Annotated in this window: 5 protein-coding genes and 1 pseudogene; 3 read left to right on the top strand and 3 right to left on the bottom strand. The window is 69.4% G+C overall.

Annotation, left to right across the window (positions count from 1 at the left end; all coding sequences use genetic code 11):
- Positions 1-159: 159 nt before the first annotated feature.
- Positions 160-1152, bottom strand: coding sequence for an IS481 family transposase (locus ACK586_RS25140; protein ID WP_409333268.1), 993 nt, complete (start codon positions 1150-1152; stop codon positions 160-162).
- A 104-nt stretch (positions 1153-1256) separates the two neighbouring features.
- On the bottom strand, positions 1257-1589 hold the full coding sequence (locus ACK586_RS25135) for a class I SAM-dependent methyltransferase (RefSeq protein ID WP_409333267.1): 333 nt from the start codon (positions 1587-1589) through the stop codon (positions 1257-1259).
- A gap of 330 nt (positions 1590-1919) precedes the next feature.
- On the opposite strand from ACK586_RS25135, the gene ACK586_RS25130 reads away from it, so the two are divergent.
- Together ACK586_RS25130 and ACK586_RS25125 are read left to right on the top strand one after the other, a co-directional pair.
- Positions 1920-2522 (top strand): cadmium resistance transporter, encoded by a 603-nt coding sequence (locus ACK586_RS25130; RefSeq protein ID WP_409333266.1) that lies wholly within the window; start codon positions 1920-1922, stop codon positions 2520-2522.
- A gap of 62 nt (positions 2523-2584) precedes the next feature.
- On the top strand, positions 2585-3688 hold the full coding sequence (locus ACK586_RS25125) for a dihydrolipoyl dehydrogenase (protein ID WP_409333265.1): 1104 nt from the start codon (positions 2585-2587) through the stop codon (positions 3686-3688).
- Here the strand turns inward: ACK586_RS25125 and ACK586_RS25120 are convergent.
- A protein-coding gene (locus ACK586_RS25120; protein ID WP_409333264.1) for an IS3 family transposase occupies positions 3666-4903 on the bottom strand; the annotation gives its coding sequence in 2 pieces (ribosomal slippage) (positions 3666-4591 and positions 4591-4903; 1239 coding nt in all). The genes ACK586_RS25125 and ACK586_RS25120 overlap by 23 nt on opposite strands.
- A gap of 81 nt (positions 4904-4984) precedes the next feature.
- Between ACK586_RS25120 and ACK586_RS25115 the strand changes: the two are divergent.
- Positions 4985-5332: pseudogene (locus tag ACK586_RS25115) on the top strand (hypothetical protein); the annotation flags it as partial.
- Between the last annotated feature and the right edge of the window lie 24 nt (positions 5333-5356).

Raw genomic sequence — 5356 nt, 5'->3', positions numbered from 1 at the left:
TCGCCCGCCGGTAGCGGATCACGCTCTTGGTCGCTTTCGGCTCGCCCCGGCGCACGATCCGCAGCAGCCGCTGCCCCTCCTCATCCGAGAGGCGCCTTGTCTTCACGCGTTCGGCCATGCATCAGCATCGACCCACCGGCAAGGTTTGTGGTCAGGGCACTAGCTGTACTGCCCGGACAGGTTGGTCAAGCGGGTGATGGGCGGGCGGTTCTCGGTCGCGGTGTGGGGCCGGTGATGGTTGTACTCGTGCAGCCATGCCGGCAGGGCCCTTCGGCGGGCTGATTCGCTGAGGTACTGCCGTCGGAAGGCCCAGCCCTGGGCCATGGTGCGGTGGAAGCGTTCGATCTTGCCGTTGGTCTGCGGCCGGTAGGGCCGGGTCCGTTTCGGGGTGATGCCCAGGTCGGTGCAGGCGTCGCGCCAGGCGTGGGCGCGGTAGGCCGAGCCGTTGTCGGAGAGCACTCGTTCGACGGTGATGCCGCGGTCGGCGAACCAGGTCACGGCGTTGCGCAGAACGCCGATGGCGGTGGCGGCGGTCTCGTCGTCGTGGATCTCGGCGTAGGCGACTCGGCTGTGGTCGTCGATGACGGTGTGCACGAACGCGGTGCCCATCTTCGGGTCGTAGTGCTTGTTGCGGGGCTTGCCCGGGGTCGCGGCCCGGTTGCGCTCGCCCTGGGCGCGGCCGACGTAGCGCCAGCCGCCGCCGTCGGGGATGTTGCCCAGCTTCTTCACGTCGACGTGGATCAGCTCGCCGGGGCGTTCGCGTTCGTAGCGGCGGATCGGTTCCCCGGTGGCGCGGTCGACGTGGGAGAGCCGGTTGATCCGACAGCGGCGCAGCACCGCGTGCGCCGTGGAGGGCGCGACCCCGACCCGGTCGGCGATGGCCACTGGGCCCAGGCGTTGCTTCCAGCGCAGGTGCACGATCTTGCGCACCACCGGCTGGGGTGTGCGCCGGGGACTGGAGTGCGGGCGGGAGCTGCGGTCGACCATCCCCGCCGGCCCCTCGGAGCGGTAGCGGTGGGCCCAGCGTTTGGCGGTGGGCCAGGCGACGTTGAACACCGCCGCGGCGTAGGAGATCGACCAGCCGTCTTCGACGACCGCGCGCGCGAGCCGCAGACGGTGGCGTGGAGTCAGAGCGGCATTAGCGTGGGACACCGAGGACCTCCGGGGCTCGTGCAGTGGTCGCCTTCAGCAGCTCCACTCCACGCCCGGAGGTCCTCCCCGAACAAGACCTAGTCAGATCTCGTCGTCACAACTCCTCAACCAACGTCTCCGGTCAGTACATCTAGCGCGCGTCGCAGGTCGGTGACATCCCCGACGGCGAGCCGGACTCGGGCGCCGTGGCGGGCCAGCCGGCGCCGCGCCCGATCGACCATCTCGGGATCGAGGTCGACAGCGTCAACGCGATCGGCACCGAACCGCTCGAGGACGAGTTCGGTGCCGTAGCCCGCTCCGCAGCCCAACTCGAGTGCTCGCCCGCCCGGCGCCACCTGCCCGCCAAGCCGCAGGAGAGTCGGGGTCTCGTACCACCGCTGCAGCGCCCGACGGGCACCGCTGTTCACCAGGATCGTTTCTGCGCGGTTCATCAGCATGCGGGCCACTCCATCGGCGTACGTCATTAGCATCGCCAAAGACCGATGAAAGCAGGCAACTGAGCGCCTGTCCAGCAGGGTGGCGGCCTTGTTCGCGCGGTCGCCCATGAACGGCGACGGACTGTGCCGCGGGTATCGCGACGCTGGCCGCAAGTCCTGTCGCGCGAGTCGTCGAACGACAACGTCGGCAGGTGCTAGCATCGTTCAAAAGCGATGCCGCGGCCGGTCGGCGGGCTGTCAGGAACGGACGTTCTCGACTGACGACCCACCGCCGACCGCGCGGCTGCACTCCAGCCGGCCGTCCGGTGCAGATCTCGAGCAAAGGCAGTCATGGACATTCTCACGTGGACCGTGCAGGCCGTCGGCCTGTTCATGGTCACCAACATCGACGACATCATCGTGCTGTCGCTGTTCTACGCCCGGGGCGCCGGTCAGCCCGGCACTACCGGGAAGATCCTCGCCGGCCAGTACCTGGGCTTCGGCGCCATTCTGGCCGCCGCGGTTGTCGTGGCCCTGGGCGCGCGCAGCTTCCTGCCCGAGGAGGCGATCCCCTACTTCGGGCTCATCCCGCTGGTCCTCGGCCTGCTCGCAGCCTGGCGGGCCTGGCGCAGCGACGACGACGATGACGACGAGGGCAAGGTCAGCGGCAAGTCGCTCAGCGTGCTCACCATCGCCGCAGTCACCTTCGCCAACGGGGGAGACAACATCGGCGTGTACGTGCCGGTCTTCACCACCGTCGGCACGGCAGGCATCATCGCCTACTCGATCGTGTTTCTTGCCCTGGTGGCCGTGCTGGTCGTCGCAGCGCGATTCGTCGCCACCCGCAAGCCGATCGCCGAGGTGCTGGAGCGATTCGAGCACATCCTGTTCCCGATCGTCCTCATCGGCCTGGGCATCGTCATCCTCGTCGAGGGCGGCGCGTTCGGCCTCTAGCCCCCTGTCGACCTCGACGGCCGGCGAAAAGTGCTCATCGACGTGCATCGGGAAGGGGAACTGTGGATTACGACCTCGTCGTCCTCGGCGGAGGTAGCGCCGGGTACGCGGCCGCGCTGCGCGGTGCGCAACTGGGCATGACGGTCGCGCTCATCGAGGGCGACAAGCTGGGCGGCACCTGCCTGCACCGTGGCTGCATCCCCACCAAGGCGTTGCTGCAGTCGGCGGAGGTGGCCGACACCATCCGGGAGAGCGGCACCTTCGGCGTGCTCAGCACCTTCGGCAGCATCGACATGTCCGCCGTCCACGCGTTCAAGGACTCCGTCGTCGGCCGCCTGCACAAGGGGCTGCAGGGGCTGGTGTCGTCCCGAAAGGTCGACCTGATCGGCGGCTGGGGCCGGCTGGTCGCCCTGGACACGGTCGAGGTCGACGGCGCCCCGTACAGGGGCGCCAACGTCGTGCTGGCCACCGGCTCATATCCCAGGTCGCTGCCGGGCCTGGAGATCGGTGGGCGCATCATCACCTCCGAGCAGGCGCTGGAACTGGACCGAGTGCCCGCCAGTGTGATCGTTCTGGGCGGTGGCGTGATCGGCGTCGAGTTCGCCTCTGTCTGGACGTCCCTGGGCGCCGACGTGACCATCGTCGAGGGCCTGCCTCGCCTGGTCCCCGGAGAGGACGAGGCCCTGTCCAAGGGGTTGGAGCGCGCCTTCCGGAAGCGGAAGATCGCCTTCCATACCAACACCATGTTCGCCGACGCGACCCAGTCCGACGAGGGCGTCGTGGTCACCACCCAGGACGGCAAGACCCTCGAGGCCGAACTGCTTCTGGTGGCCATCGGTCGCGGACCGGCCACTGCCGACCTCGGCTACGCGGAGAACGGCATCCCGATGGATCGCGGCTTCGTCCTCGCCGACGAGCGGCTGCACACCGGTGTAGGAAATGTCTACGCCATCGGCGACATTGTGCCCGGCCTCCAACTGGCGCACCGTGGGTTCCAACACGGCATCTTCGTCGCCGAGCAGATCGCCGGGCTAAAACCACCATCGATCATCGAGTCCGGCATCCCCCGCGTTACCTACTGCGAGCCGCAGATCGGTTCCGTGGGAGGGCCTTGCCCCCTGATCTTGGACACGCGTGGGGTGTCTACGCCGCGGTTGGCAGCGTAGCCGGGGCCCGGCGGGCCTCGTAGTCGTTCGGGCTGATCTGGCCGCAGGCGGAGTGCCGGCGGCGGGTGTTGTAGCGGGTGGCCCAGGCGAAGACTGCCCGCCGCGCGTCGGCGGCGGTGGGCCATCCGGGCGCGCCGGCCAGGGTCTCGCGCTTGAGGGTGGCGTTGAACGACTCCGCAAGGGCGTTGTCCGCGCTGGAGCCGACGGCGCCCATCGACCGGATCACCCCGAGCCGGTCGCAGAGGGCGGCGTAGGCCCGGGAGGTGTACTGCGCTCCGTGGTCGCCGTGGAAGATCGCCCCGGTGAGGCTGCCGCGAGTTGCGGCCGCGGCGAGCAGGGCGTCGGCGACCAGGTCGGTGCGCATGTGGTCGGCGATCGACCAGCCCACCAGCCGGCGGGAGAAGCAGTCGATCACCGTGGCCAGGTACAGGGTGCTGCCGTCGGTGCAGGGCAGGTAGGTGATGTCCCCGACGTACTTGACGTTCGGTTCGTCGGCGGTGAAGTCGCGGTGCAGCAGGTCAGGCACCTGCTCATCGGCCGACTCGGGCACGGTGGTACGCACGCGGCGGCGCAGCCGGATCCCGGCGATGCCGTGGGCGGCCATCACCCGGGCGACCCGCTTGTGGTTCACCCGTTCCCCGTCACCGGCGCCGTCGTTGAGCTCGGCGGTCACCCGCGGCGCCCCGTAGGCCCGGTTCTGCCGGTCCTTGGCGTGCACCGCCCGGATCCGCCCGGCCAACTCCTCATCCGCCGCGGCCCGGGCGGCCCGGGCGTCAGCGGCGGCCGCCCACGCGTAGAACGAGCCCCGGGAGATCTCGACGAGCTGGCACATCCGCTTCACCTCGAAGGCGTTCCGGTGGTCGGCGACGAACTGGAAGCGGGTCACCAGCGCGTCTCCCCGGCGAAATACTTGGCCGCCGCCCGCAGGATGTCCCGCTCGGCACCGAGCTTGCGCTCATTGGCCTCCAGCTCCGCGACCCGCGCGCGCAGCCGGGCCAGCTCGGCATCGGCCGACTCGCCATCCGGCGGGGGCCCGCCGTCCGGCCGCGGGTAGCGGCCGCGGATCGGCACCCCGGCGGCCTTCAGCCAGGCCGACAGGGTCGTGTCCATGATCCCCAGATCGGCGGCGATCGACGCGACCGTCGAGCCCTCCGTCGTCCGATACAGCTCCACCGCATCCCGGCGGAACTCCTCCGAATACACCTTCCGCACCACGAGCCGATCATCTCGCTTCCTCCAGGCTCGGCCTGGGTTCAGCGTATCCACTGATCGGGGTCAGGTCCCGGACTCACCGAGGCGCAAGCCCGAGAGCAGTACGGCGCTGACGGCGTCGAGGTCACGGAATACAACCTGGCTGGCAACGCGAAGAGCCAGATGCTGCAGACGGCCGGCTTCATCAAACTGGTGCGGGAGAAGGACGGCCCCATAGTCGGGGTGCACATGCTCGGCGCCCGGGTCGGCGAACTCATCGGCGAGGGCCAGATGATGGTCAATTGGGAGGCCTATCCCGACGATGTCGCCCGCTTGGTGCACGCCCACCCCACGCAGAACGACGCGATCGGTGAGGCTGCCCTAGGAAGTGTCTGGTGGATCATGAAAGCCAGCCCAGGAGTCCGCAGAGGTGGATCGCTCCGAGGTAGTTGACGGCGTGCTTGTCGTAGCGCGTGG

It is taken from the genome of Trujillonella humicola (genome assembly GCF_046233715.1).
GTDB lineage: Bacteria > Actinomycetota > Actinomycetes > Mycobacteriales > Geodermatophilaceae > Trujillonella > Trujillonella humicola.
Note: the sequence above shows the minus strand (reverse complement) of the source record. Positions and strands in the feature narration are given on the sequence as shown.

Coding starts and splice junctions, on each gene's coding strand:
- ACK586_RS25130 (WP_409333266.1), top strand. CDS start 1,920: ATGGACATTCTCACGTGGACCGTGCAGGCCGTCGGCCTGTTCATGGTC.
- ACK586_RS25135 (WP_409333267.1), bottom strand. CDS start 1,589: ATGCTGATGAACCGCGCAGAAACGATCCTGGTGAACAGCGGTGCCCGT.